The organism is uncultured Granulicatella sp. (genome assembly GCF_938030755.1).
Lineage (GTDB): Bacteria > Bacillota > Bacilli > Lactobacillales > Aerococcaceae > Granulicatella.
The window spans coordinates 15899-39351 of the sequence record NZ_CALHIF010000062.1; the positions used below are offsets into that span (position 1 = coordinate 15899).

The window sequence follows — 23453 nt, forward strand, 5'->3', positions numbered from 1 at the left end:
TGCGCTTGATGCAGCATGATTAATTAATAAGAGGTGAAAATTGTGATTACAAAACCAGACAAAAATAAAGTGCGTCAAACTCGTCACGCACGTGTTCGTCGCAAAATTTCTGGTACTGCTGAGTGCCCACGCTTGAACGTTTTTCGTTCTAACAAAAACATCTACGCTCAATTAATTGATGACGTAGCGGGTGTGACGCTAGCAAGTGCCTCTACTTTAGATACTAATGTAGAAAACGGAACAAAAACTGAGGAAGCTTCTGCTGTAGGTAAATTAATTGCAGAACGCGGACTTGAAAAAAATATTAAGAAAGTAGTCTTTGACCGTGGTGGATACTTATACCATGGACGTGTAAAAGCTTTAGCTGAAGCAGCACGTGAAAATGGACTAGTATTCTAGGAAAAGGAGGATCCACAATTCATGGTTAATGTTGATGCAAGAAACTTAGAATTAGAAGATCGTGTTGTTGCGATTAACCGCGTTACAAAAGTTGTAAAAGGTGGACGTCGTTTACGTTTTGCTGCTTTAGTAGTTGTCGGTGACCATAATGGACATGTTGGTTTCGGTACTGGTAAAGCTCAAGAAGTACCAGAAGCTATTCGTAAAGCTATTGAAGATGCTAAGAAAAACCTTATTGAAGTTCCAACTAGTGGTTCTACAATTCCTCACGAAGTTATCGGTCGTTTCTGCGGTGGTAACGTATTGTTAAAACCAGCTCAAGCCGGTTCAGGAATTGCTGCAGGTGGACCAGTTCGTGCCGTTGTTGAATTAGCAGGTATTTCAGACGTAACTTCAAAATCTTTAGGTTCTAACACACCAGTTAACATGGTACGTGCTACAATCGAAGGATTAAAACAATTAAAACGTGTTGAAGATGTTGCTGCTTTACGTGGCAAATCAGTTGAAGAACTTTTAGGATAAGGAGGACATTATAATGGCAGAATTAAAGATTACTTTAAAGAAAAGCTTGATTGGACGTCCTCAAAACCAAATCGATACTTGTAAAGCATTAGGCTTAACAAAAATTCGTTCAACAGTTGTTAAACCAGCTAACGTAGCAATTAAAGGTATGGTTAACACAGTTTCACATTTAGTGGATGTTGAGGAAGTTTAATTTAAAACTTATAAGAGGAGGTGCCCAGAACATGAAACTTCATGAATTACAACCAGCTGAAGGTTCTCGTAAAGAACGTAACCGTGTTGGTAGAGGTCAAGGTTCAGGAAATGGTAAAACTGCTGGACGCGGAAGCAAAGGTCAAAAAGCTCGTTCAGGCGGTGGCGTTAGATTAGGATTTGAAGGTGGACAAACTCCATTATTCCGTCGTATTCCAAAACGTGGTTTCCAAAATATTAATCGTAAAGAATATGCAGTTGTAAATCTTGAAACATTAAATCGTTTTGAAGATGGTCAAGAAGTAACTGCGGCTGTACTAGTTGAGGCCGGTATCGTTAAAAACGAAAAAGACGGTATTAAAGTGTTAGCTAATGGTAAACTTGAACGCAAGTTAACTGTAAAAGCAAATAAATTCTCGCAAGCAGCAAAAGAAGCTATTGAAGCTGCAGGTGGAACTGTAGAGGTGATCTAATGTTCACTCTACTAAAAAATGCTGTTCAAATGAAGGAAATTAGAAATCGTCTATTATTTACATTAATGATTCTAATTATCTTTCGTATTGGATCACAAGTAACGGTTCCTGGTGTAAATGCTGGAGCAATTCAAACATTTGCAACTACAGGAATCTTCGGGTTGTTAAATACATTTAGCGGTGGTGCATTATCAAACTTCTCATTATTCTCAATGGGTGTTTCACCATATATCACTGCTTCGATTGTTGTTCAATTGTTACAAATGGATCTCTTACCGACATTCGTTGAATGGTCTAAACAAGGGGAAGTTGGTCGACGTAAATTAAATACAGCAACGAGATATTTAACAATTGTTATTGGATTTTTCCAAGCTTATGCAATTTCATTTGGATTTAATGTTTGGTCAAATTATGGCTTAATTAATAATCCAGGGATTAAAACATTTTTAATGATTGCGCTTGTGTTAACAGCTGGTTCAATGTTCCTTACATGGTTAGGGGACATGATAACCGTTAAGGGGATTGGAAATGGTGTTTCTGTTCTAATCTTCGCAGGTATTGTAGCAAGAATGCCGCATGATATTTATGAATTCTATGTAAAACAAATTCAAGGTCGTGCAGATACTGAATTATATCGTGCAATAGGATTCACGGTTGCATTGATTGTAGCGATTGTTTTAGTCGTTATGTTAGTAGTTTATATTGAACAAGCACAACGTCGCTTACCAATTTCCTACTCAAAACGTGCAACAGGATCAAGTGAAACATCTTGGTTACCATTAAAAATCAACTCTGCAGGGGTAATTCCTGTTATCTTTGCTAGTTCATTCATGACATTACCATCGACGATTTTAAGTCTTTATGCTAATGATCATAGTGAGTCTGGCTGGTACCAAATTGCAACTAACATTTTTGATTTTACTAAGCCTGCGGGTGCAACATTATACACAGTGTTAATTGTTGTGTTTACATTCTTCTATGCTTTCGTTCAGGTTAACCCTGAGAAAGTAGCAGAAAACTTACAGAAATCTGGTGGTTACATCCTAAGTGTTCGTCCAGGTAAAGATACTGAATCATTTGTTTCAAGTACATTACTACGATTGAGTACAGTAGGTGCTCTTTACTTAGGAGGTATTTCAATTCTTCCTATGGTGGCTGCAGCATTGTGGAACTTACCAAGAGGATTGATGCTAGGTGGTACAAACCTTCTAATCGTTGTCGGGGTTGCTTTAGAAATCAGCCGACAAATTGAAGGTCGTACGATTAAACGTAAGTATAAAGGATTTATTGAGGAATAACAGATTAATTGACAAGATGCAGTAATGCGTTTTGTCAGTTCCTCAGTTATGATTCTAGGAGGCAACTATGAACATTATTTTAATGGGCTTACCTGGTGCAGGTAAAGGCACTCAAGCTGAAAAAATCGTTGCTACATACGGAATTCCACATATTTCAACAGGAGATATGTTCCGTGCTGCTATGCAACAACAAACTGAATTAGGTCTGAAAGCTAAATCATTTATGGATAAAGGCGAATTAGTACCTGATGAAGTAACAAACGGCATTGTAAAGGAACGTTTACAACAAGCCGATACAGAAAAAGGATTCTTATTGGACGGTTTCCCACGTACTCAGGCACAAGCGGAAGCACTAGACAAAATCATGGAAGAATTAAATCGCTCAATTGATGCAGTGATTAATATCGAAGTGAACCCAGAGATCTTAATGCAACGTCTAACAGGAAGAATTATTTGTCGCAACTGTGGATCAACTTACCACAAAACAAATAACCCTCCTAAAGTAGAAGGTACATGTGATCGTTGTGGTTCTCATGATTTCTATCAACGTGAAGACGATAAACCTGAAACAGTGGAAAATCGAATTCAAATTAACATTGAACAATCAAAACCAATCTTAAACTACTATAATGCAAAAGGCTTATTACGTAATGTTGATGGAGAAAGCGGCATTGACAATCTCTTCAAAACAATTCAATCAATTATGGGCGAACCTCGCTAGGAACTGCCTGTTATCTTGCATTTATGGTAGCTAAAATGGTATACTTAGAAAGTTAGATAACGGTAGAAGTCCGTCAAATAATCCGTAAAAACTTTTTACAAGTAAGGAGGATGAGACATGGCAAAGGAAGACGTAATTGAAATTGAAGGTATTGTTAATGAAACATTACCGAATGCGATGTTCAAGGTCGAACTTGAAAACGGTCATGAGGTTTTAGCGCATGTATCTGGAAAAATCCGGATGCACTACATTAAAATTTTACCAGGCGATAAAGTTACGGTTGAATTATCACCGTATGATTTAACGCGTGGAAGAATCACGTATCGCTTTAAATAATGGACTCCGTTAATGAAATAGAGGAGGGAACTTAAATGAAAGTTAGAGCATCAGTAAAACCAATTTGCGAAAAATGTAAAGTTATTAAACGCAATGGTAAAGTTATGGTGATTTGTCAAAATCCCAAACATAAACAACGTCAAGGATAATATATAAGGAGGTACTCATTAGTATGGCTCGTATTGCAGGTGTGGATATTCCACGTGAAAAACGTGTTGTTATTTCTTTAACCTATATTTACGGTATCGGTGTTACTACTTCAAAACAAATTTTAGCTGCTGCTAATGTTAATGAAGATACTCGTGTTCGCGATTTAACGAATGATGAGTTAGACCGTATCCGTGCTGAAGTGGATAAACTAAAAATTGAAGGTGACTTACGTCGTGAAGTGAACTTGAACATCAAACGTTTGATGGAAATCGGTTCATACCGTGGAGTTCGCCATCGTCGTGGTTTACCAGTTCGTGGACAAAATACAAAAAATAATGCTCGTACTCGTAAAGGCCCAGCTAAGGCTATTGCAGGTAAGAAAAAATAATTTAGAGAAGAAGGAGGTTAATTCTTCATGGCAAAGAAAGTTGTACGCAAACGCCGCGTGAAAAAGAATATTGAATCTGGTGTAGCACACATCCGTTCAACATTTAATAATACAATTGTTATGATTACAGACGTTCATGGTAATGCTGTTTCATGGTCTTCTGCAGGTGCTTTAGGATTTAAAGGTTCTAAAAAATCAACACCATTTGCTGCTCAAATGGCTGCTGAATCTGCTGCAAAAGGTTCAATGGAGCACGGAATGAAAACTGTAGAAGTTTCTGTTAAAGGTCCTGGTTCAGGTCGTGAAGCTGCTATTCGTTCATTACAAGCTACAGGTTTAGAAGTGACAGCAATTCGTGACGTAACACCAATCCCTCATAATGGATGTCGTCCTCCAAAACGCCGTCGTGTGTAATGGATTGTTATTGTTGAATTTTGTCGGACAATCGCACATTGAACGAACGTTTTGAAAGGGGTAAAAAACATGATCGAAATTGAAAAACCAAAAATTGAGACGATTGAAGTCAGCGAAGATGCAAAATTTGGTAAATTCGTTGTTGAGCCACTTGAACGCGGTTATGGTACTACCTTAGGGAATTCATTACGCCGAATCTTATTATCGTCACTCCCTGGTACTGCAGTAACAGATATCCAAATGGATGGCGTTTTACATGAATTTTCAACAATAGATGGCGTAGTTGAAGATGTAGCTGCAATCATTTTAAATATTAAAAAAATTGCGCTTAAATCTTTCGGTGAAGATGAAAATAAAGTATTAGAAATTGATGTTAAAGGACCAGCAGTTGTAACTGCAGGCGATATCAAACACGATAGCGACATTCAAGTTCTAAACCCTGATTTATACATTTGTACAGTAGCAGAAGGTCATCACTTCCACGTTCGTATGAACGCTAAAAATGGTCGTGGGTATGTTCGCTCTGAATACAATAAATCTGAAAATATGCCAATTGGTGTTATTCCAATTGATTCTATTTATACTCCGATTAGTAAAGTGAACTACCAAGTAGAGAACACTCGTATTGGTCAAAAAAATGTTTATGACAAACTAACTCTTGATGTATGGACAGATGGTTCTATCGCACCTCAAGATGCTATTAGTTTAGCAGCTCGTATTTTAACAGAGCACTTGAATATTTTTGTTAACTTAACAAATGAAGCACTTCCTATAGAAATCATGGTCGAAAAAGAAGAAACTCAAAAAGAACGTCTTCTTGAAATGACTATTGAAGAATTAGATTTATCAGTTCGTTCTTATAACTGCTTGAAACGTGCTGGAATTAATACAGTACATGAATTAACAAGCAAATCAGAAGCTGAAATGATCAAAGTTCGCAACTTAGGTCGTAAATCTCTAGAAGAAGTAAAACAAAAACTAATCGATTTAAATTTAGACTTACGTCGTGAAGACTAATAGAAACTCTTAAGAAGGAGGAATATTATAAAATGGCTTATCGTAAATTAGGACGTACAAGTTCACAACGTAAAGCGTTACTACGTGACTTGACAACAGACTTAATTATTAACGAACGTATCGTTACTACTGAAGCTCGTGCTAAAGAAATTCGTTCTACTGTAGAAAAAATGATTACTTTAGGTAAACGTGGTGACTTACATGCTCGTCGTCAAGCAGCTGCATTTGTTCGTAACGAAGTTGCAGATGTTCGTGAAGAAGACGAAAAAATCGTTGTTGAAACAGCGTTGCAAAAATTATTTAATGATTTAGCTTCTCGTTACAACGAACGTCAAGGTGGATACACTCGTATTCTTAAAACAGAACCTCGTCGTGGCGATGCTGCACCAATGGTTATCATTGAATTAGTTTAATATAACATTCAATCGAACACTTTTCGATGGTTGAAAAGAGCGTCATGATGGTAATAATCATCTTGCTTTGTAAGATGGGAAGTCTGAGGCTACTGAATGGTAGCCTTATTCTTTCCTTGATTATTTAGTCTAGCTCGCTGCCTTCCCGTCATTCATTTGGCGGGGAAGCACTTCATCGTATTAAAGTGTGTTTTTTTATTTTATACATATTTTTTTATATCATACATAGAATAAGGAAAGGGGTGTCGTTATTGAATCAGACTATTATTGAGTTAGAAGATATTCATTATCGTTATCATGAAGACGATGCCAGAGAAGCCCTTGCAGGAGTTTCACTAGAAATTCGACGAGGTGAATGGTTAGCAATTATTGGTCATAATGGATCTGGGAAATCTACTTTGGCTAAAGTTATGAATGGTTTGATTGAAGCAAATAAAGGCTCCGTTATTGTAAATGGAAAAACGTTAACTGAAGAGACCGTATTTGATGCAAGAAGAACAGTTGGAATGGTCTTCCAAAATCCTGATAATCAATTTGTGGGGACTACTGTGGAAGATGATATTGCTTTTGGGTTGGAAAATATTGGACTTCCTCGAGAAGAAATGCTCGAACGTGTAACCAAAGTTCTTGATATGGTGAAAATGTCTGAATTCCGGACGAAAGAACCAGCTCGCTTATCAGGTGGGCAAAAACAAAGAGTAGCCATTGCGGGAGTAACGGCATTAGAACCTGAAGTAATTATTTTAGATGAAGCAACATCGATGTTAGATCCAAAAGGGCGTTTAGAAGTGATTTCGACAATTCAAAAGCTTCATAAAGAAAAGAAGATTACCGTTATTTCTATTACACATGATTTGGATGAAGCAGCTCAAGCAGACAGAGTTGTTTTGATGGAGCAAGGTCAAATTCAACAAATTGGGACTCCAAAGGAAATTTTCAAATTAGGATCCAAACTAGTTGAAAAAGGATTAGATGTTCCTTTTGCTGAGAAACTGATAGAAGCTCTTCGTGAAAGAGGAATAAATGTCCCTGAGGAGTATTTAGATGAGGAAGGATTGGTGGAGTGGTTATGGACATCCGTTTTAACGAAGTAAATTTCGCATACCAAGCAAACACTCCCTTTGAAACACGAGCATTATATGACGTGAATTTTGCAATTCCTTCTGGGAAGTACACTGCAATCATTGGTCATACTGGTTCAGGAAAGTCGACTATTCTTCAACATTTGAATGCTTTATTAAAACCTACTACAGGAACAGTTACTTTAGGGGAACGTATAGTGGATGCTCAAACGAGTAATAAGGATCTTAAACCTCTACGAAAAAAAGTAGGAATTGTATTCCAATTCCCTGAAGCACAACTTTTTGAAGAAACCGTTCAGAAAGATATTGCATTTGGTCCAAAGAATTTTGGAGTGAGTGAGGAAGAGGCTAATCAAATTGCCAAAGACACACTGAAAATTGTGGGACTTCCTGAAGATGTCTTACAAAAGTCTCCGTTTGATTTATCTGGAGGGCAAATGCGCCGTGTTGCTATTGCAGGAGTATTAGCGATGCAGCCTGAGGTGTTAGTGCTAGATGAACCAACTGCGGGACTAGATCCCAAAGGTCGTAAAGAAATGATGGAGATGTTTTCCTCCTTGCAAAAAGAGCAAGGGATTACCATCGTTCTTGTAACACATCAAATGAATGATGTCAGTGACTATGCGGATTACGTGATTGTTTGTGAGAAAGGAACTGTTGTAAAAACAGGTACACCTGAAGAAGTGTTCTCGGATGCCCAATGGCTACAAGAAAAACAATTAGGTCTTCCTTCGACCATTCAATTTGTGGAGAAACTGAAGGCAAAAGGTTTTACAACCGAAGAACGCCCAATGACATTAGATCAATTAGCGGATTTACTGGTTTCACATTCTAGTTTAGGAGGTGAAGCAGGTGCTCGATAAATTAATATTAGGACGCTATTTACAAGGGGACTCATGGATTCATAAACTTGATCCAAGAACGAAATTAATTGGAACGTTTGCGTTTGTATTAGTTATCTTCTTAGCCAATAACTGGGTAACATATGGCTTGTTAATTGTCTATACACTTATTGCGTTGCTCTTATCGAAGATTCCGCTAGGATTCTTCTGGAAAGGGATTAAACCATTAATTTGGGTGATTCTATTCACAGTAGCACTTCAAATTCTATTCACAAGCGGAGGTGAAGTCTACTTTAAATGGGGATTCATTCAAGTGACTTCCGAGGGGATTATTAACGCGGTATTCATTTTCTTACGCTTTGTATTAATTATCTCATTCTCAACGCTCTTAACGCTAACAACTGCACCCTTGCAGTTAACAGATGCGATTGAAGCAGTAATGAAACCTCTCTCTGTTGTGAAATTTCCAGTACATGAGGTTGCATTAATGCTATCGATCGCGCTTCGTTTCGTTCCAACTTTAATGGATGAAGCACAAAAAATTATGAACGCGCAACGAGCTCGTGGGGTTGATTTTGGAGAAGGAAATCTCTTTGAACAAATGAAGGCGATTATTCCAATTCTTATTCCACTTTTTGTGAGCTCATTGAATCGTGCAGAAGACTTGGCCACAGCCATGGAAGCACGTGGATACCAGGGAGGAGACGGACGTAGTAAGTACCGTGTTCTGAACTATGATATGCGTGACGCAATTGCGGGATTATCCCTAGTGGTTGTAACAATTTTATTATTTGTATTTAAAGTATAAAAGGTAAGGAGCTTGACTTGTCAAGCTCTTTTTTGAAAGAAGGGAAAAGGATGCAGCGATATAAACTCATTATTCAATATGATGGAACGCCCTATGTTGGATTTCAAGTGCAAGAGAATGGAAATAGTATTCAAGCTGAACTGAATAAGGCTCTGAAGAAGATGACGAAGGGACAATATATTCCGGTTAGTGGATCTGGACGAACAGACTCTGGTGTGCATGCCAACGGTCAAGTAGTTCATATCGATTACCCAAAACGAATAGAGGCAAACGCACTTGTTCGTGCGATGAATAGTTTATTACCAACTTCAATCCGGATTGTTTCAGCAGAAGCGGTGTCTGAAGACTTTCACGCGCGCTATAGTGTGATCGGGAAACGATATATTTATAAAGTAACGACTGCACAGGTACAGAGTCCGTTTCTTCGTCAGTATGAGCTGCATCACCCATTCAAAACCGATGTAGACCGCATCAACAAGGCTTTTGAAGTAGTGATTGGAGAACATGATTTTACAAGTTTTTGTTCGACGAAAAGCGATAAGGAATCTAAAGTTCGGGTTGTGACTAAAGCAGAAGTGAAGAGAGACGGTGATGAATTGATTTTCACGTTCGAAGGGAAAGGATTCCTTTATAATATGGTGCGAATTCTCGTTGGAACGGCGCTTCAAATTGGAGATGGTTTACGAGAAGTCGAAGAGATGAAACAGATTTTAGAAGCCATGGACCGAAATGCAGCAGGTCCAACGGCACCTGCACATGGATTGTACTTAGATGAAGTATTTTATAAGAATTTCAGCTAGAAATATGATAGGATGAAGATAGTTATTTTAAAAGGAGTGTCAATATGGTATTAGAAAATTTTGATGTAAATTTACAAAAATATGCAAAATTACTAGTATCTACAGGAATTAATGTTCAACCAGGACATACTGTAGTAATTTATGCAGAAGTGGAACAAGCACCTTTTGCACGTTTATTAGTTAAAGAAGCTTATCAATTAGGAGCAAGCGAAGTTATCGTTCAATGGAGTGATGATGAAATCAACCGTGACCGTTTATTATATGCTGCGGAAGATCGTATTACGACTGTTCCAGAATATAAAGTACAAGAAATGCACTATTTATTAGATCATAAAGCAAGTCGTTTAAGCATTGTTTCTAGAGATCCAGATGCATTAAATGGAGTAGATACAAGTCGTCTTGCAAAATCGATGAAAGCTACAAGTGTTGCTTTAAAACCAATGCGTGTTGCAGGTCAATCGAATAAAATAAGCTGGACAGTAGCAGCTGCAGCAGGTAGCGCATGGGCTAAAAAAGTATTCCCAGAAGCAACATCAACGGAAGAAGCAGTAGATTTATTATGGGATCAAATCTTCAAAACTTGCCGTGTTTACGCTGATGATCCAGTAGCAGCATGGAAAGAACATGAAGAAAAATTAGATGCAAAAGCAGCTATCTTAAACAAAGAACAATTCGTAAAATTACACTACACTGCACCAGGGACAGACTTAACTCTAGGAATGCCTAAAAACCATGTTTGGGAAAGTGCAGGAAGCATCAATGCTCAAGGAGAACACTTCATCGCAAATATGCCAACAGAAGAAGTCTTCTCAGCTCCAGATTACCGCGTAGCTGACGGATATGTATCAAGCACAAAACCATTAAGCTATAACGGTAACATTATCGAAGGCATCAAAGTGACTTTCAAAGACGGTCAAATCACAGAAGTATCTGCTGAAAAAGGCGACCAAGTAATGAAAGACTTAGTATTCGAAAACAATGGTGCTCGTGGATTAGGTGAAGTAGCACTAGTAAGCGACCCATCACCAATCTCACAATCAGGCATTACATTCTTCAATACATTATTCGATGAAAATGCATCTAACCACTTAGCAATTGGTTCAGCATATGCTACAAGTGTTAAAGGTGGCGAAAACTTCGAAACTGAAGAAGAATTAAGAGAAGCTGGATTAAACCGTGCGGATGTACACGTGGACTTCATGATCGGTGGACCAGAAATGAATGTAGACGGTATTCGTGAAGACGGTACTGTTGTTCCAATCTTCCGCAACGGAGACTGGGAAATTTAGTAAAAATATGAATTAAACCCAACATAAAAGGACATCAAGTTTAGGAGTTCTCCTAAGCTTGATGTCCTTTTTTAGTAAGAAGACTATAGAAAAATCTTATAGAGGTATAAAAAAACTCAATTGGTAAATAAATCACAAACATTGTACAATAAATAGAGATAAAAGCTTACAAATCTCGCAATAATTCTATTAATTCGATTGTATTTTGCGAATAAGTTTGATTTGGAAGATAAGCCACTCCAATCGGGAAGAAACTCTTCTTATCGTCTAGAGGAATCCAAGTAAGAGAAGCATCAGAATAAAATTCCTTATATTCATGAGCCATAATGCAAATGGAATTAAAGGTTGCTAAACTTGCTAGCAAAACCTCCCAATTATCATCTGTATAAACAATATGAGGCTCAAATCCAAAGTCTCTAGAACGAGTATGAAGTAGTTTTCCTAACATAAAGTTTCTTGATAAAGTACTGAAACGTTCCTTTTTGAGATTTTCAAAGGTGAGGGAGGATGCATGTTCAAACGGATGACCTTTCGGAACAACGATACTAGCATGGTATCCTAAAAATTCTTTTTGAAAAGGCTCAAGGTAAATATCGGTTTCAATTTTTGGAAATGAAAGAACACCAAGATCAATTTCGCCATTGATGAGAGCGGTTTGTAGTTCTCTAGACCCGCCTTGAATCATGGTTAGATGAACAGTGGGGTGGGACATCATAAATCTAGAGAATACTGGCATTAGTTTAATGGCAAAAAGAGTAGGGAGACCTATTCGGATAGTTTCTTTTTGCGGGCGATTTAGCTTCTGAATTTTTTGAACAGTTTCTTCTAACTGTAAAATAATTTTTTTCGCATCTTCGTATAGGAGTTGTCCAGCATCCGTTAAACAGATTCCGTTTGTTTGCTGAATAAAAAGTGGAGTATGCAATTCAGATTCTATTTTTTTAATGGTTTGGGAAAGGGTAGGTTGTGTGATGAATAAACTGCGTGCAGCTGGGGAGTATCCCCCATGGTCAACAATACTTACAAAGTATTGTAGGTGTTTAATATCCATTTGAATGTCTCCTTGTCATTTAAGTGAAATCTTACACATTATTTTATCAAAGAAAAAAATGAGAAGCAATGTCTATTTTAATTAAGGAGGAATAAGTATGAAAATAACAATAGCTGGTGCAGGCGCAATGGGAAGTCGTTTCGGATTGATGTTACATAACGCAGGATACGAAGTAGTACTAGTTGATGGTTGGAAAGATCATGTAGAAGCCATTCAAAAAGAGGGATTAAAGGCGAACTTCAATGGTGAAGAGGTGATTGTCAAATTACCAGCGCTACTTCAGAGTGAAGTAACAGAGTCTGCTACAAGTGATTTGATAATTCTATTTACAAAGGCGATGCAATTAGAAAAAATGCTCAATGATTTGAAACCTGTTATTCATGAGAAGACTAAAGTGCTATGCTTACTAAACGGTATTGGTCATGAAGAAGTCATCGAACAGTTTGTTCCTAAAGAAAATATCTTTATAGGGAATACGATGTGGACTGCAGGAATGGAAGGTCCAGGACGAGTGAAATTATTCGGTAGTGGAACAGTTGCCTTAAAGAACTTAGTAGATACGGACGATGCAAAAAAAGAAGCGCTAGAGATTGTCGAGGTATTGAACAGCGCAGGTTTAAACGCTAATTATTCAGAGAATATCCTATATGCCATCTACAAGAAGGCTTGCGTCAATGGTACAATGAATGGCTTATGTACAATATTATTAAGTAATATGTATGAGTTTGGATCCACTACGGATGCGCATATGATTGTTGAAAATATAGTGAAAGAATTTGCAGAAGTTGCAAAATTTGAAAATGTTGAAATAAATGTTCCGGAAATTGTTGAATATATCGAAAGTAATTGTTATAATTGTAAGACAATTGGACTTCACTATCCATCTATGTATCAAGACTTAAATAAAAATAATCGTTTAACGGAGATTGATTATATTAATGGTGCGGTTGTTCGTAAAGGTGAAAAATATGGAGTGCCAACACCGTATTGTGCTTTTCTAACTGCTTTGGTTCATTGTAAAGAACAAATTTTAGGAGCAAAATAGCTCAAGAAAGAGGGGAAATTATGGAAGCTCAGGCTCAAACAAAAATGACAGGAAAAGTCTTTGTCAATAAAATCTTATCAGGAACAGCACTAGGGGTTATTGTTGGTCTAATTCCAAACGCTGTTTTATCTGCAATCTTAAAATATTTTAGTCAATATCCAATTGCTGTAACAATTACACAAATTGCAGTAATTTTCCAATTAGCAACGCCCCTTATCATTGGTGGATTAATCGCATTGCAATTTGGATTCAAACCAATGGAAATGATGGTAACAGCGGGTGCCTGCTTTGTAGCAAGTGGGGTTGTGACTTACAATGCTGAACTGAAAGCTTATGTGGGTGCGGGAACTGGTGACTTAATTAACACAATGGTGACTGCAGCGATTGCAGTTGGTATGTTGATGCTCATTAAAGATAAATTTGGGTCAACAGCAGTGGTCGCAATGCCAATCGTCGTTGGGGTTGGATCTGCGTTTATCGGATTATTACTCTTACCATACGTTAAAATGATTACTGCAGCGATTGGTCAAGTCATCAACGAGTTCACAACATTACAACCAATTTTGATGTCTATCTTAATCTGCTGCTCATTTGCATTTTTAATCATCTCACCAATCTCTACAGTAGCGATTGGTTTAGCGATTCAGTTAAACGGTGTGTCTGCTGGGGCTGCTGCAATGGGGGTTGCTGCAACTGCTGTAGCATTAGTAGTTCATTCATGGAAAGTGAATAAATCAGGGGTAACATTAGCGATTGCTCTAGGGGCAATGAAATTAATGATGCCAAACTTATTCAAATATCCAGTCATCTTGATTCCATGTTTATCGACAGCGATTCTTTCAGCGATTCCTGTAGCGCTCTTCTCAGTCAGTGGTACGCCACAATCTGCTGGGTTCGGTCTCGTAGGTTTAGTAGGGCCCTTAGCTTCTATTGACGCAGGATTGAATGTTGGATTAGCGGCTATCGTTTGGTTCGTTGTTCCAATTGCTGCAGCGATTGCAAGTAAGCTTGTATTTGAAAAAGTATTAAAACTATACGATTCTTCAGTAGTCTTCAAATTCCAAGACTAATCAATAAAAATCCTATCGACTCCTTCATGTAATTGCATGGAGGAGTTTATTTTTATTTTTCAAGGAAGATGGTACAATAAACCTAATAGAAGGGAGTGGTTGCATGAGAATTCAGCAACTCATTTATTTTGAAAAAATTGCTGAAAAAGGTTCGATGAATGAGGCGGCCAAAGAGTTATACGTCAGCCAACCAAGTTTGTCGAAGGCCATTCGTGAACTTGAAATCGAGATGGATATTACGCTTTTTCAACGTGGGAATACGGGAATTACTTTGACGGCAGAAGGACGAGAATTTCTAGTATATGCTCGTCAAGTCCTCGATCAAGTAAATTTGATGGAAGAAAAATACAAAAGACAAACCAAACGGAAACGAACATTCTCAGTATCCGCTCAGCACTATGCCTTTGTGGTCCATGCCTTTGTAGATTTTATTCAAAAAGAAGCAGGAGACGAATATCAATTCACGCTTCGAGAAACAGAAACACAGAACATTTTAGAAGACTTAACGAATTACAAGAGTGAGATTGGTGTCTTGTATTTGAATGATTTCAACCGCAAAGTCATGGAAAAATTATTCAAAGAAAAGGACTTAGTTTTTACGCCACTATTTAAGGCGCAACCGCACGTATTCTTAAGTACGCAAAATCCACTTGCCGAAAAAGAGAGCATTACGCTAGAAGAATTAGAAGACTATCCTTATTTATCCTATGAACAGGGAGAAGAAAACTCATTTTACTTCTCAGAGGAAATTCTCAGCACGATGGAGCATAAGAAGAGCATTAAGGTAAGTGACCGTGCGACCATCTTTAACTTAATGGTCGGATTAAATGGATACACGATTAGTTCAGGGATTATTAGTAGTAAGTTAAACGATGATAAGATTGTTGCGGTGCCACTGGACGTAGAAGATACAATGGAACTAGGAATCTTACAACACGATCAACGAAAATTATCCAAGGAAGCAGAGCGATTCTTGCATATGCTAAAAACACATATTCAGGAATACGGCTTCGAAGTTCAAAATCTTGATTTTTAATTCACAAAGAGGTTGAAACTATTCGGAAAATCAGTGATAATAAAAGAAGTTAAGACAGAATTACTCAGTAGAAGGAGACAGATGCAAATGAGTTGGAAAGAAACAGCAAAACTATGGGAATCTTTTGAAGCACTAGAAGAAGGATTAAAGGTGCAATTACAATCAATGGATGACACGCAAAAAGAGGAAGCCTTCTATACACCATTAGAGTTTGGTACTGCGGGAATGCGTGGAATTGTTGGACCCGGGATTAATCGCATGAACACTTATACAGTGCGCCAGGCAACAGAAGGATTATCACGCTTAATTGAAAGTTACGGGGAAGAAGCAAAAAGACGTGGGGTAGCGATTGCCTACGATTCACGTCATTTTTCACCAGAATTTGCAATGGAATCTGCACGTACTTTAGCAACTCATGGGATTGCTTCGTATGTGTTTGAAAGCTTACGTCCAACACCAGAATTATCATTTGCAGTACGTCACTTGCATACATTTGCTGGAATTATGATTACAGCTAGTCATAACCCAGCCGCTTACAACGGATATAAAGTATACGGTGAAGACGGCGGTCAAATGCCACCAAAAGATGCGGATGCATTAACAGCTTACGTTCGTCAAGTAGCAAATCCACTTGAACTGAAAGTGCTAGATGATGAAGCGTTGGAAGCAACAGGTTTAGTAACAATTATCGGAAAAGATGTCGATGATGCATACTTGAAAGAAATCAAAACAGTCTCTGTAAATCCAAAACTTCTTAGCGATGTGGAAGGATTATCAGTCGTTTATACACCATTACATGGTACTGGTTTAATGCTTGTTGAAAAAGCATTAGAACAAGCAAACTTCAAAGGATTGCACGTTGTTGAAGAACAAGCAATGCCAGATGGAGACTTCTCAACAGTTAAATCTCCAAACCCTGAAGAAGCAGGTGCATTTGAATATGCGGTAGAATTAGGGAAAAAAGTTGGCGCTGATGTATTATTAGCGACTGACCCAGATGCGGACCGTATGGGGGCTGCCGTACGCTTACCAGACGGAAGCTACCAAGTGATTACCGGAAACCAAATTGCTGCGATTTTAGTGGATTACTTACTCTATGCGCACCAACAAGCAGGAACACTTCCTAGCAATGCGCTTGTCGTGAAATCAATTGTAAGTAGTGAACTTCCAACAGCAGTTGCTAAGAGTTATGGCGCTGAAATGATGAATGTATTAACAGGATTCAAATTCATTGCAGAACAAATCCAACACGACGAAGAAACGGGAGACCACACATTCATGTTCGGTTTCGAAGAAAGTTACGGATATCTCGTGAAATCATTTGTCCGTGATAAAGATGCGGTTCAAGCAGTGTTATTACTAACAGAAGTAGCTGCACGCTTCAAGAACGAAGGCAAAACTTTATATGATGGTCTTCAAGCATTATATGCAAAACATGGTTACTTCTTAGAAAAGACGATTTCTGTAACAGTAGCTGGTTTAGAAGGTCCACAAAAGATTAAAGCTTTATTAGATGGCTTACGTTCTTCAGTTCCGACAAGTTTCGGAGGATTGAAAGTAGTGTTAGCTCAAGACTTCGCAGTGAACGAGCAAAAAGATGCTAATGGGGTCGTTTCAGAAATCGGACTTCCAACGTCTAATGTATTGAAATACATTTTAGAAGATGGATCTTGGATTGCCGTTCGCCCAAGTGGTACAGAACCAAAAATTAAGTTCTATATCGGAGCGAAAGCAGATAGTGAAGAAGCTGCAAAAGAAAAAGTAGCAGCCTTACAAGCCGACTTAGAAAAATTACAATAATGAAGGAAGTAGAGCACTCTTACATTTGTAGGAGTGCTTTTTTTGTCTTTATAGAAAGAAAGTTTTGAGAATCAAAGGAGTATGCTATAATAGAATTCATATAAATAAACTTTCAAAAATTGCTATTTTAAAATTTTAAGGAGAACTCAATGAAAAAAGATTTTAAATTATTTCTAGTAGGGAGCACGTTATTCTGTTCATTCGTCATTGCAGGGTGCTCGGCTACTCCAGCTACTTCAAGTGAAACCACACAAACAAAAAAAGAAGATACGGTTTATCATAAAAATGATGTTACTGGACCAGCGGCTTCCTTTGATTGGGATGCTAAAATGCCTCCATTAACGAATTACGAACAAACGTATGTAGAATCTAATAGTGGCAAAACTGTAAAAATGCCTTTATCTCGAGTGAAACAAGCAGCTGAAGATCTTGCAGAGAAGAAAAAGAGCATTACAGATAGTAAAGTACAAGAAGCATTAAAATTAGTGGACGCTGTCTTTGTGAATCAAGAAAATTTTGATGTGCTTTTACATGCGACAACTACCTCTAATCAAGAAGAATTTTTTGATAAACTATGGAACGGGTATATGGTGAAGATGTTAACCGAATCGAGACCAACCTTCTCTAATGATGCAGAAATAGAGTTTCAAGGAGTTACCTATCCTATTAAAGTTTATGGACCCATGTATTTAAAAGTAAATACAAACTCATTAGGGAAAGCAGGAGCTTATACACTGGAAGATTACAAAGTCGATGGGGATACCGTGTATTTGAAATTCCAAGCTCCAAAAGTAGATCTCTATCAATATGAGGTACAAGCAAGTTATCAAAGAGACAATCAAGCTTTCTTTGAAGGGTTGATTCAGGAATCTCAAAAGGTAGGGCAATCTGACTTTTCTAAAGCTCTCTTGCTTAAGTTGATTTATCGATTAGCAGCCCTAGGATTTAAATCGAATTTGGGAGTGAATTTAGAAGGCATGGATTATCTTCCAAGAAATACGCACTATTTAGCAATTAAAGTGGACGATAAAGGAAAAGCAACGATTGATGATGCAAACTTAGCAAATCTTCTTCAAATTGACTTGAAAACAGCTAACGAAGCTAATAAAGGAAAATTCGAATAAAGCTAACTATAGTAAGACCGGTAATACCCAAGGAGTGTTACCGGTTATTTCCTTGCCTAAACTCCTTAAAATCAATGGTGTTCCAGTCGGATTTGCATGGTATAATGAAGTCAAAGCATACCAAGAACAAGTGTTATCACAAAGAAACTAAGGGAGAATTGAAAATGACAAAATTTATTGAATCACCAGCGGTAAAAAAATTATGTGAACTGACAAAAGAATCGTACTTACGTTACTGGGACGAGCGCAATGGCGGTAATATCTCCGTACGCCTCGAAGCTAGTGAAGTAGAAGGTTATGAAGATGTGAAAGAAGTGAAACGTATCCTCGACTTAGGATTCGACGCTTCCACACTTACCGGCTTCTATTACTTAGTAACAGGGACAGGCCGTTACTTCAGAAATGTCACCAATCAACCGCTTCTTGATTTAGGCTTGGTTCGTATTTCAGAAGATGGACAAAAAGCAGAATTGCTATGGGGATTCGAGGATGGCGGAAAACCAACCTCAGAATTCGCGAGTCACTTAATGAGCCATATTGAACGACTCAAAGTGAATCCAAATCATAAAGTGGTCTTCCATTGCCACCCAACAAACTTAATCGCGTTAAGCTTCACACAACCATTAGACGAACGGCATTTATCAAGACTTCTATGGAAAATGCAAGCTGAATCCATTGTTGTCTTCCCAGAAGGTATCGGCGTGATTCCTTATATGACACCTGGAACAAACGCAATTGGGGAAGCAACAGCTGCGAAAATGGCCGAGTTTCGAGCAGTGATTTGGCCACATCATGGATTGTTTGCATCAGGTGATACTTTGGATGAAACATATGGTTTAATCGAAGTGATTGAAAAAGCTGCGATGATTTATTCACAAGTTGGTGCACAAGGCGGAAAAATCCTACAAGAAATCACAGATGTGCAATTACAAGAAATTGCGGAATACTTCAAAATGACTCCGCACGAAGGATTCTTAGACCTATAAAAATAAATAGAGTGAAAAAGCAAGTCTAACGAAGGACTTGCTTTTTTACTGCGAGTCTCCATCCATGTACAATCGTCCAGAACTGGTGTAGAATAAAAAGGTAAATACAATAAAAAAGGGGTATCGATAGATGAACTCAGTTTATAAAGATGATAGTTTAACACTACATACAGACCTATACCAAATTAATATGATGAAAACGTATTGGGAAACAGGCGTGTCTGAGAAAAAAGCGATTTTCGAAGCGTATTTCAGAAAGTTACCATTTGAAAATGGATATGCAATTTTCGCTGGATTAGAACGCATTGTCCACTTTATTGAACAATTACGTTTTTCAAAAACAGACATTGAATATTTACGTGGACTTGGACACTATCCAGAAGAATTCTTAACATACTTAGAAAACTTCGAATTCAAAGGAAGTATCCGTTCTGCAGTAGAAGGGGAACTCGTTTTCGCGAACGAACCTCTTGTGCAAGTAGAAGGAACGCTTGCAGAATGTCAATTAATTGAAACAGCGTTATTAAATATCGTCAACTTCCAAACACTTATCGCAACTAAAGCAAGCCGTGTGCGTATGGTTTCAGGAGACGATCCAGTATTAGAATTCGGAACTCGTCGTGCGCAAGAATTAGATGCGGCAATTTGGGGAACACGTGCAGCGTACATCGGAGGATGCGATGCGACAAGTAACGTTCGTGCTGGCAAGATGTTTGGCATTCCAGTTTCTGGGACACATGCCCACGCATTAGTGCAAGCGTACCGTGATGACTACAAAGCATTTAAAGCGTATGCTGAGAGTCACCGTGACTGCGTATTCTTAGTGGATACGTATGATATCTTGAAATCAGGTGTTCCAAATGCCATCCGTGTAGCTAAAGAATTCGGCGACAAGATTAATTTCTTAGGCGTTCGTATCGACAGTGGTGACATGGCGTATATGTCGAAAAAAGTTCGTCAACAATTAGATGAAGCTGGATTTACAAAAGCGAAAATTTACGCGTCAAGTGACCTTGATGAAAAAACAATCCTCAACTTGAAGATGCAAGGTGCTAAAATCGACGTTTGGGGAATCGGGACTCGTTTAATTACAGCGTACGACCAACCAGCGCTTGGCTGTGTGTACAAGCTTGTAAGTATCGAAGACGAAAACGGCGTAATGGTGGATACAATGAAGATTTCAAATAATGCAGAAAAAGTATCTACACCTGGTAAGAAACAAGTATGGCGTATTACGCGTAACTCAGATGGCAAGTCTGAAGGGGACTATATCGCATTATGGGATGAACGTCCAGACCAATTAGACGAACTCTTTATGTTCCATCCAGTCTACACTTATATTAATAAAACAGTGACAGACTTCACAGCACGTCCAATTTTACAACCGATTTTCGATAACGGAAAATTAGTATATGAATTGCCAAAACTTCAAGACATTAAGGCGTATAAAGACGAGCAAATCGAAGCGCTATGGGACGAATACAAACGTATCTTGAACCCAGAGCAATATCCAGTCGATCTCTCTCAAAAGACATACAACCAAAAATTAGCAAGTATTGCGGAAATCAGAGAAGAAGTGCGTCTTAAATCAGAACAGTTGGCCAAAGAAAACGCAAAGTAAGGGGAACGTTATGAGACCATTACAACGAAAAATTATCGAAACGCTTCGAGTGAAACCAACGATTAATCCTGAAGAAGAAATCCGTAAAACCGTCGATTTCTTAAAAGCGTATCTTGCAAAGCACCCATTCTTGAATGGGTATGTCCTTGGAATTAGCGGGGGACAAGATTCAACGCTCGCTGGGAAACTCGCACAAATGGCAATTGATGAATTAAACGAAGAACAAGACCAAAAAGTGTATCGTTTCTATGCCGTGCGTCTTCCTTATGGCGTGCAAGCAGATGAACAAGATGCTATGGATGCGATTGATTTTATGAAGGCAACGGACGTACTTCGCGTGAACGTGAAGGATGCGGTAGATGCGACTGAACGCAGTATTGAAGAACTTGGAATGGAAATTTCAGACTTCAATAAAGGAAATATTAAAGCGCGTGAACGCATGGTCGCTCAATATGCGATTGCAGGGCAAACAGGCTGTGCCGTAATCGGAACGGACCATGCGGCTGAATCGGTGACCGGTTTCTATACGAAATTTGGAGATGGGGCTGCAGATATCACTCCATTATGGCGTCTCAATAAGCGTCAAGGCCGTGCGATGTTACAAGTGCTAGGTGCTCCAGAGCATCTGTACTTGAAAGTCCCAACGGCAGACCTTGAAGAAGATCGCCCATCGCTTCCAGACGAAGTAGCGATTGGGGTTACTTACGAAGAGATTGATGATTATCTGGAAGGAAAAGCGATCAACGAAAAGGCAGCGGAGACGATTGAAAACTGGTACAAAAAGACAGAACATAAACGTCACTTACCCATTACAATCTACGATGATTTTTGGAAATAAAGATTCGAAGGCTATTCCTACTAGGAAACTGGTAGGGATGGCTTTTTTGTTGGAAAAAGCAGGGTGAGGACTATGGAAAAACGTTGACATTTTAACAAAAACTGATATCTTAAGAACTATGAGAAGTTTGAGTAGAATGATGGGAATGGCTCAAACAAGAAAGAGAAGGATTAGAAAAAGGGATTGATGATGCAAACAAAAAACAAACTCTTTGGTGCGAGTTTCGAGCAATCTAAGAGAATCGTCCCAAGACAGTTTGCAACCGAAGATGGCGCTCAAATGGGAGTTTCTGTTTCTATGAGTTTTTGGAAGAGAGTGTTTGGGCTAGTTGGATTAATGTTTAGTTTTATTGCTTATGGAGCGGGGATATATATGACCGATGGTTTCAGAAATTCAACAGATAGTGTTCAGGTCATTTCTGAAAGCACGGGAGCATTGATTGGAGAAATAGGGGCTTATTTTCGCCCAATCAATTTGGTATTAGTAATTTTATTTACAGCACTAATAATTTTAAATATTATCCCAAAATTTAATTATGCGTATCAATTAATATATGGAAATTGTTTATTATTAATATTCGGGTTACTAGCAATTTTTTCTTCGTTACCTCTGTTAATTGGTTTAACAATTGGAGCATTAGGAACACTCGCATTTATTGTTCAACTAATCTTTTTGGGTTATTTAGTTAAGATACTTATTGTCAATGTAATGAAGGAAGTTAAGACTTCCCTTTATAATGAAAACGAAATAAAAGATAAAGATTGGGGAACTCCTATCAATAATTTTGTAAAAAGATATGGTGGAATATTGTTAGGATTATCTATTCTAAATCGTTGGACTTTTAATTTTGGTGAATTTAGTAAGAGTAATCCAGATCTTATGAGTTTTTTATTCGGCTGGTTATTTATCGGGTTTACTAGTCTTTTGTTACTTGCAGAAGGCCAGCTTTTGAAAAATTTTGTAAAATCCTTTTATTTCTTTAAATATAGAAAAGAATACAGAGAGTACTTTAATATTACAAGCGATCAGTGGTATGGAAAGTTTCGTGCAAGATTTATGTCGAAATAAATTTATTTTGGAAGGGAAATTAAATATGCAAGGGAAAAATAAACTCTTCGGGGCAAGTTTTGAGCAATCAAAAAGGATTGTAAAAGATGATATTCTGACATAAGAGGGCACGCAGATTGGGTCATTTTCCTCTATGAGCTTTTGGAAGAGAGCTTCTTTATTAGTGTTTTTAGTGGCTGATATTATTACTTATGGTGTGGGCGTTCATTTGCCAGATAGTTTAAGAGAATCTACCAAAAGTGTCGAGGTGATTTCTGAAAGTACAGGTGCTCAAATTGGAGAAGTAGGATTTTACCTTAGACCAATTATTCTTGGAGCTATTATTTTGTATACGGTATTAGTTGTTTTTAATATTTTTCCAAAAAGAAATTATGCACATCAATTATTATATGGAACTATCCTCATGATTTCATTTGTCTTTGTAGTTGCAGTAGCTACATTACCTTTAACAGCAGGATTAACAATTGGAGCATTTGGAATCGTTGCTTTTGTTGTTCAATTAATTCTTAGTGGTTATTTAGTTAAGATACTAATTATCGATGTAATGAAGGAAGTTAAGACTTCCCTTTATAATGAAACTGAAATAAAAGATAAAGATTGGGGGACTCCTATCATTAATTTTGTAAAAAGATATGGTGGAATATTGTTAGGATTATCTATTCTAAATCGT

Annotated in this window: 27 protein-coding genes and 1 pseudogene; 27 read left to right on the top strand and 1 reads right to left on the bottom strand. The window is 37.9% G+C overall.

Annotation, left to right across the window (positions count from 1 at the left end; genetic code table 11):
• The first annotated feature begins 42 nt into the window (after positions 1 to 42).
• From rplR to Q0594_RS06440, 17 genes are all read left to right on the top strand, one after another.
• Entirely contained in the window at positions 43 to 399 is a 357-nt protein-coding gene (gene rplR / locus Q0594_RS06360) for a 50S ribosomal protein L18 (protein WP_039849225.1), read from the top strand.
• A gap of 21 nt (positions 400 to 420) precedes the next feature.
• The gene (rpsE, locus tag Q0594_RS06365; RefSeq protein ID WP_005607452.1) at positions 421 to 921 is read left to right on the top strand and encodes a 30S ribosomal protein S5; all 501 of its coding nucleotides are present in this window, start codon (positions 421 to 423) and stop codon (positions 919 to 921) included.
• Between the two features lie 13 nt (positions 922 to 934).
• Positions 935 to 1114, top strand: a complete 180-nt coding sequence (gene rpmD, locus Q0594_RS06370) for a 50S ribosomal protein L30 (protein WP_005607451.1) — start codon at positions 935 to 937, stop codon at positions 1112 to 1114.
• A gap of 31 nt (positions 1115 to 1145) precedes the next feature.
• Positions 1146 to 1586 carry a 50S ribosomal protein L15 gene (rplO, locus tag Q0594_RS06375; protein WP_039849224.1) on the top strand — a complete coding sequence of 147 codons (441 nt, stop codon included), beginning with the start codon at positions 1146 to 1148 and terminating at the stop codon, positions 1584 to 1586.
• The gene (gene secY, locus Q0594_RS06380) at positions 1586 to 2884 is read left to right on the top strand and encodes a preprotein translocase subunit SecY (protein ID WP_005607449.1); all 1299 of its coding nucleotides are present in this window, start codon (positions 1586 to 1588) and stop codon (positions 2882 to 2884) included. The genes rplO and secY overlap by 1 nt, the downstream gene beginning before the upstream one ends.
• Positions 2885 to 2951: 67 nt before the next feature.
• On the top strand, positions 2952 to 3605 hold the full coding sequence (locus Q0594_RS06385; protein ID WP_298730605.1) for an adenylate kinase: 654 nt from the start codon (positions 2952 to 2954) through the stop codon (positions 3603 to 3605).
• Between the two features lie 117 nt (positions 3606 to 3722).
• Positions 3723 to 3941: a translation initiation factor IF-1 gene (gene infA, locus Q0594_RS06390; RefSeq protein WP_005607446.1), complete on the top strand. Its 219-nt coding sequence runs from the start codon at positions 3723 to 3725 to the stop codon at positions 3939 to 3941.
• Between the two features lie 35 nt (positions 3942 to 3976).
• Entirely contained in the window at positions 3977 to 4090 is a 114-nt protein-coding gene (gene rpmJ / locus Q0594_RS06395; RefSeq protein WP_005607444.1) for a 50S ribosomal protein L36, read from the top strand.
• A 23-nt stretch (positions 4091 to 4113) separates the two neighbouring features.
• Entirely contained in the window at positions 4114 to 4479 is a 366-nt protein-coding gene (rpsM, locus tag Q0594_RS06400; RefSeq protein WP_049555343.1) for a 30S ribosomal protein S13, read from the top strand.
• A gap of 27 nt (positions 4480 to 4506) precedes the next feature.
• Positions 4507 to 4893: a 30S ribosomal protein S11 gene (rpsK, locus tag Q0594_RS06405; RefSeq protein WP_005607440.1), complete on the top strand. Its 387-nt coding sequence runs from the start codon at positions 4507 to 4509 to the stop codon at positions 4891 to 4893.
• A gap of 69 nt (positions 4894 to 4962) precedes the next feature.
• Complete coding sequence (locus tag Q0594_RS06410; protein WP_298730608.1) at positions 4963 to 5910, top strand: DNA-directed RNA polymerase subunit alpha; 948 nt, start codon at positions 4963 to 4965, stop codon at positions 5908 to 5910.
• Positions 5911 to 5942: 32 nt separating this feature from the next.
• The gene (gene rplQ, locus Q0594_RS06415) at positions 5943 to 6323 is read left to right on the top strand and encodes a 50S ribosomal protein L17 (RefSeq protein ID WP_298730611.1); all 381 of its coding nucleotides are present in this window, start codon (positions 5943 to 5945) and stop codon (positions 6321 to 6323) included.
• Positions 6324 to 6565: 242 nt separating this feature from the next.
• Positions 6566 to 7417 carry an energy-coupling factor ABC transporter ATP-binding protein gene (locus Q0594_RS06420; RefSeq protein WP_298730612.1) on the top strand — a complete coding sequence of 284 codons (852 nt, stop codon included), beginning with the start codon at positions 6566 to 6568 and terminating at the stop codon, positions 7415 to 7417.
• Entirely contained in the window at positions 7393 to 8268 is an 876-nt protein-coding gene (locus Q0594_RS06425) for an energy-coupling factor ABC transporter ATP-binding protein (RefSeq protein WP_298730614.1), read from the top strand. The genes Q0594_RS06420 and Q0594_RS06425 overlap by 25 nt, the downstream gene beginning before the upstream one ends.
• Complete coding sequence (locus tag Q0594_RS06430) at positions 8258 to 9055, top strand: energy-coupling factor transporter transmembrane component T (protein WP_298730615.1); 798 nt, start codon at positions 8258 to 8260, stop codon at positions 9053 to 9055. The genes Q0594_RS06425 and Q0594_RS06430 overlap by 11 nt, the downstream gene beginning before the upstream one ends.
• Positions 9056 to 9105: 50 nt before the next feature.
• A complete protein-coding gene (gene truA / locus Q0594_RS06435; RefSeq protein WP_298730616.1) occupies positions 9106 to 9855 on the top strand; it encodes a tRNA pseudouridine(38-40) synthase TruA in 750 nt (249 codons plus the stop codon).
• A gap of 44 nt (positions 9856 to 9899) precedes the next feature.
• Positions 9900 to 11144, top strand: a complete 1245-nt coding sequence (locus Q0594_RS06440; RefSeq protein ID WP_298730617.1) for an aminopeptidase — start codon at positions 9900 to 9902, stop codon at positions 11142 to 11144.
• Between the two features lie 166 nt (positions 11145 to 11310).
• On the opposite strand, the gene Q0594_RS06445 is transcribed toward Q0594_RS06440, so the two are convergent.
• Complete coding sequence (locus Q0594_RS06445; protein ID WP_298730618.1) at positions 11311 to 12195, bottom strand: LysR family transcriptional regulator; 885 nt, start codon at positions 12193 to 12195, stop codon at positions 11311 to 11313.
• A 97-nt stretch (positions 12196 to 12292) separates the two neighbouring features.
• Here Q0594_RS06445 and Q0594_RS06450 point away from each other — a divergent pair, with 97 nt between their 5' ends.
• The 10 genes and pseudogenes from Q0594_RS06450 to Q0594_RS06495 all read left to right on the top strand — a co-directional run.
• Positions 12293 to 13240 carry a 2-dehydropantoate 2-reductase gene (locus Q0594_RS06450; RefSeq protein WP_298730619.1) on the top strand — a complete coding sequence of 316 codons (948 nt, stop codon included), beginning with the start codon at positions 12293 to 12295 and terminating at the stop codon, positions 13238 to 13240.
• Positions 13241 to 13260: 20 nt separating this feature from the next.
• A complete protein-coding gene (locus Q0594_RS06455) occupies positions 13261 to 14310 on the top strand; it encodes a PTS sugar transporter subunit IIC (RefSeq protein ID WP_298730620.1) in 1050 nt (349 codons plus the stop codon).
• Between the two features lie 103 nt (positions 14311 to 14413).
• A complete protein-coding gene (locus Q0594_RS06460; protein ID WP_298730622.1) occupies positions 14414 to 15346 on the top strand; it encodes a LysR family transcriptional regulator in 933 nt (310 codons plus the stop codon).
• A gap of 87 nt (positions 15347 to 15433) precedes the next feature.
• Positions 15434 to 17146, top strand: a complete 1713-nt coding sequence (locus Q0594_RS06465; RefSeq protein ID WP_298730624.1) for a phospho-sugar mutase — start codon at positions 15434 to 15436, stop codon at positions 17144 to 17146.
• Positions 17147 to 17295: 149 nt separating this feature from the next.
• Positions 17296 to 18270 (top strand): hypothetical protein, encoded by a 975-nt coding sequence (locus Q0594_RS06470; protein WP_298730626.1) that lies wholly within the window; start codon positions 17296 to 17298, stop codon positions 18268 to 18270.
• 164 nt (positions 18271 to 18434) lie between these two features.
• Positions 18435 to 19256 (top strand): rhamnulose-1-phosphate aldolase, encoded by an 822-nt coding sequence (rhaD, locus tag Q0594_RS06475; protein ID WP_298730628.1) that lies wholly within the window; start codon positions 18435 to 18437, stop codon positions 19254 to 19256.
• 130 nt (positions 19257 to 19386) lie between these two features.
• Positions 19387 to 20877 (top strand): nicotinate phosphoribosyltransferase, encoded by a 1491-nt coding sequence (locus Q0594_RS06480; RefSeq protein ID WP_298730630.1) that lies wholly within the window; start codon positions 19387 to 19389, stop codon positions 20875 to 20877.
• A 10-nt stretch (positions 20878 to 20887) separates the two neighbouring features.
• Positions 20888 to 21715 (top strand): ammonia-dependent NAD(+) synthetase, encoded by an 828-nt coding sequence (nadE, locus tag Q0594_RS06485; RefSeq protein ID WP_298730632.1) that lies wholly within the window; start codon positions 20888 to 20890, stop codon positions 21713 to 21715.
• Positions 21716 to 21901: 186 nt separating this feature from the next.
• Complete coding sequence (locus Q0594_RS06490) at positions 21902 to 22783, top strand: hypothetical protein (protein ID WP_298730634.1); 882 nt, start codon at positions 21902 to 21904, stop codon at positions 22781 to 22783.
• Positions 22784 to 22955: 172 nt separating this feature from the next.
• Positions 22956 to 23453, top strand: a pseudogene (locus Q0594_RS06495) (hypothetical protein); the annotation flags it as partial.

Coding starts and splice junctions, on each gene's coding strand:
- rpsE (WP_005607452.1), top strand. CDS start 421: ATGGTTAATGTTGATGCAAGAAACTTAGAATTAGAAGATCGTGTTGTT.
- rpmD (WP_005607451.1), top strand. CDS start 935: ATGGCAGAATTAAAGATTACTTTAAAGAAAAGCTTGATTGGACGTCCT.
- rplO (WP_039849224.1), top strand. CDS start 1,146: ATGAAACTTCATGAATTACAACCAGCTGAAGGTTCTCGTAAAGAACGT.
- secY (WP_005607449.1), top strand. CDS start 1,586: ATGTTCACTCTACTAAAAAATGCTGTTCAAATGAAGGAAATTAGAAAT.
- Q0594_RS06385 (WP_298730605.1), top strand. CDS start 2,952: ATGAACATTATTTTAATGGGCTTACCTGGTGCAGGTAAAGGCACTCAA.
- infA (WP_005607446.1), top strand. CDS start 3,723: ATGGCAAAGGAAGACGTAATTGAAATTGAAGGTATTGTTAATGAAACA.
- rpmJ (WP_005607444.1), top strand. CDS start 3,977: ATGAAAGTTAGAGCATCAGTAAAACCAATTTGCGAAAAATGTAAAGTT.
- rpsM (WP_049555343.1), top strand. CDS start 4,114: ATGGCTCGTATTGCAGGTGTGGATATTCCACGTGAAAAACGTGTTGTT.
- rpsK (WP_005607440.1), top strand. CDS start 4,507: ATGGCAAAGAAAGTTGTACGCAAACGCCGCGTGAAAAAGAATATTGAA.
- Q0594_RS06410 (WP_298730608.1), top strand. CDS start 4,963: ATGATCGAAATTGAAAAACCAAAAATTGAGACGATTGAAGTCAGCGAA.
- rplQ (WP_298730611.1), top strand. CDS start 5,943: ATGGCTTATCGTAAATTAGGACGTACAAGTTCACAACGTAAAGCGTTA.
- Q0594_RS06425 (WP_298730614.1), top strand. CDS start 7,393: ATGGACATCCGTTTTAACGAAGTAAATTTCGCATACCAAGCAAACACT.
- truA (WP_298730616.1), top strand. CDS start 9,106: ATGCAGCGATATAAACTCATTATTCAATATGATGGAACGCCCTATGTT.
- Q0594_RS06440 (WP_298730617.1), top strand. CDS start 9,900: ATGGTATTAGAAAATTTTGATGTAAATTTACAAAAATATGCAAAATTA.
- Q0594_RS06445 (WP_298730618.1), bottom strand. CDS start 12,195: ATGGATATTAAACACCTACAATACTTTGTAAGTATTGTTGACCATGGG.
- Q0594_RS06450 (WP_298730619.1), top strand. CDS start 12,293: ATGAAAATAACAATAGCTGGTGCAGGCGCAATGGGAAGTCGTTTCGGA.
- Q0594_RS06455 (WP_298730620.1), top strand. CDS start 13,261: ATGGAAGCTCAGGCTCAAACAAAAATGACAGGAAAAGTCTTTGTCAAT.
- Q0594_RS06460 (WP_298730622.1), top strand. CDS start 14,414: ATGAGAATTCAGCAACTCATTTATTTTGAAAAAATTGCTGAAAAAGGT.
- Q0594_RS06465 (WP_298730624.1), top strand. CDS start 15,434: ATGAGTTGGAAAGAAACAGCAAAACTATGGGAATCTTTTGAAGCACTA.
- Q0594_RS06470 (WP_298730626.1), top strand. CDS start 17,296: ATGAAAAAAGATTTTAAATTATTTCTAGTAGGGAGCACGTTATTCTGT.
- rhaD (WP_298730628.1), top strand. CDS start 18,435: ATGACAAAATTTATTGAATCACCAGCGGTAAAAAAATTATGTGAACTG.
- Q0594_RS06480 (WP_298730630.1), top strand. CDS start 19,387: ATGAACTCAGTTTATAAAGATGATAGTTTAACACTACATACAGACCTA.
- nadE (WP_298730632.1), top strand. CDS start 20,888: ATGAGACCATTACAACGAAAAATTATCGAAACGCTTCGAGTGAAACCA.
- Q0594_RS06490 (WP_298730634.1), top strand. CDS start 21,902: ATGATGCAAACAAAAAACAAACTCTTTGGTGCGAGTTTCGAGCAATCT.